The organism is Streptomyces sp. NPDC002690 (genome assembly GCF_053592415.1).
In genome coordinates, this window is the sequence record NZ_JBSFVR010000646.1 from 1 (window position 1) to 2,302 (window position 2,302).

The window sequence follows — 2,302 nt, forward strand, 5'->3', positions numbered from 1 at the left end:
GGACCGAGTGGTACGCACTCGGTCCCGGCCCTCTTCTCATGGGCGCCTTCACGGACACATGGGCCCGGCCCCGTTCCACGACCGGGCCTCACGGACACATGGGCCCGCCCCCGTTCCACGACCGGGCCTCACCGACACATGGGCCCGGCCCTTCACCGGGATCGCCCGAGGTCACGCCCCGGGGACGGTGCTCCCCCGGACGATCAGCCGGTGCGGGATCGTCAGGTCGTGGGCGGGCAGCTCGTTGCGGGGGCTGTAGATACGGTCGGCCAGGCACTGCAGGGCCCGCGCGGCGATCTGCCGCTTGTCGGGCGAGACCGTGGTGAGGCCGGGGTAGCTGAAACGGCCGTCCTCGATGTCGTCGAATCCGACGATCGCCAGGTCTTCCGGCACCCGCACTCCCCGCGCACGTGCCGTGTGCAGGGCACCCAGAGCCAGTTCGTCGCTGAACGCGAACACCGCGTCGGGGACGACGTCGCCACCTTCTCCCAGGCCGCCGCCACCGCTTCCGGTCCCGTCCTCCTCCCCCGGACCGCCGTCGCCGCCACCCACTCCGGCCCCGTGGCCGTCGAGCAGGTCCGCCATGGCGCGCGCCCCGTCGCTGCGGTGCAGCGAGGTGACGGGGCGCTCCCACGCGGGGCGGGGCTCGACGCCGGCCCGGCGCAGCGCCCGCCGGTAGCCTTCCGCACGCTGGTCCGCCGTGCCGTTCTCCAGGTGCGGCTGGAGGCCGATGGCGGCGATGCGGCGGCGCCCGCGCTCCAGCAGGTGGGTGGTGGCCTCGTCGGCCGCGGCGACGTTGTCCACCGCGACCCGGTCCGCCAGCCCGTCGGGGCTCCGCTCGCCGAGCAGGACCACCGGCAGCGCGCGGGGGGTGGCCGTGAGGTCCCGGGCCTTCAGGGCCCAGGGGCTGATGACGAGCCCGTCCATCACGCGGCCCCCGTCACCGGTGAGCAGGCGGCGTTCGGCCTCCGCGTCACCGAGGGTCTGGTCGATGATCACGGTCCACGACCGGCGCCGGGCCTCGTCCACCAGCAGCCCGGCGAGTTCGGCGAAGTAGGGCGAGTGCAGTTCGGGGATGGCGAGTCCGATGATGCCGGTGCGGCCGGCCCGCAGGCTGCGGGCGGCGAGGTTGGGCCGGTAGCCCAGCTCGTCGATCGCCTCCTGCACCCGCAGGCGGGTCTGCTCCGCGACCGCCGCGGAGCCGTTGACCACGTTCGACACCGTGCGTGGGGAGACTCCCGCACGGAGGGCCACGTCTTTCAGGCTGCTGCTCACCCCCACATCGTGGCACACCCGCACCCACCTCATTGCCACGTTGCAATCAACGATGTAAAACTACCGGCAGCCCACCCGCACCACCATCAGGAGGCATCTGTGAGCCGGTACGCCCATCCCCGGACCGCCCTGGCCGGTCTCGACGTCGACGTGACGCCCGACGTGGACGCCCTGTACGCGGACGGCATCACCGCGCGGAAGGGCGCGTTCACCCCGCAGTGGACCGACCGCCTCCGCGAGGACATCGAGGTGGCCTTCGAGGAGGCGCTCGCGCGGCCCGGCGGCGCGGTCGGGCGCGGCCCGAACCGCTACTACGTCGAGATCCACCCCGAGCAGCTGCGCGGTTTCGTCGACCTGGTCGAGCACCCGTGGGTGCGGTCCGTCTGCGAGGCGGTGCTCGGCCCCGACTACCGGATCGTCGAGCTGGGCTTCGACGTCCCGCTCGAAGGCGCGGTCGACCAGCCGTGGCACCGGGACTTCCCCATGCCCGAGGAGACCCGCGCCGAGCGGCGGCTGACCTCCCTCGCCTTCAACGTGACGGCCGTCGACACCGAGGAGGACATGGGCCCCTTCGAGATCGCGCCGGGCACCCAGTGGGACGACGGTCCGGAGTTCGGCCACGGCATGTTCCCGCCCCGCACCCACTACCCGCGCTACGAGGAGAGGGCCGTACGCAAGTTCCCGCGGCGCGGCGACGTCTCCGCCCGCAGCGCGCTGACCGTCCACCGCGGCACCACGAACCACTCGGCGAAGCCGCGGCCCGTGCTGGTTCTGGGGGTCGACGGCCCGGAGGCCATGAACGGCGACAGGCACGACACCGCCGCGACCCTGTCGTACTGGGAGGGCCTGCCCGAACGGGTCCGCCGCCACCTCGACTGCGCGGTCGTCGACACGCTGGTGCCCGTGACGCAGAAGCACACGATCGAAGGTCTCGTCATGGGCGACGCCTGAGGGCCGCCGGCACACGGCGCCGGCACACGGCGCCGGCACACGGCCGCAGAACGCAGCGGCGGCAGACACATCGGGG

Annotated in this window: 2 protein-coding genes; one reads left to right on the forward strand and one right to left on the reverse strand. The window is 73.4% G+C overall.

From position 1 onward, the window contains the following. Positions 1 to 171 precede the first annotated feature (171 nt). Positions 172 to 1,275: a LacI family DNA-binding transcriptional regulator gene (locus ACWD3D_RS36285; RefSeq protein WP_451464919.1), complete on the reverse strand. Its 1,104-nt coding sequence runs from the start codon at positions 1,273 to 1,275 to the stop codon at positions 172 to 174. Between the two features lie 129 nt (positions 1,276 to 1,404). Here ACWD3D_RS36285 and ACWD3D_RS36290 point away from each other — a divergent pair, with 129 nt between their 5' ends. Next, positions 1,405 to 2,226, forward strand: coding sequence for a phytanoyl-CoA dioxygenase family protein (locus ACWD3D_RS36290; protein WP_451464920.1), 822 nt, complete (start codon positions 1,405 to 1,407; stop codon positions 2,224 to 2,226). Positions 2,227 to 2,302 lie beyond the last annotated feature (76 nt).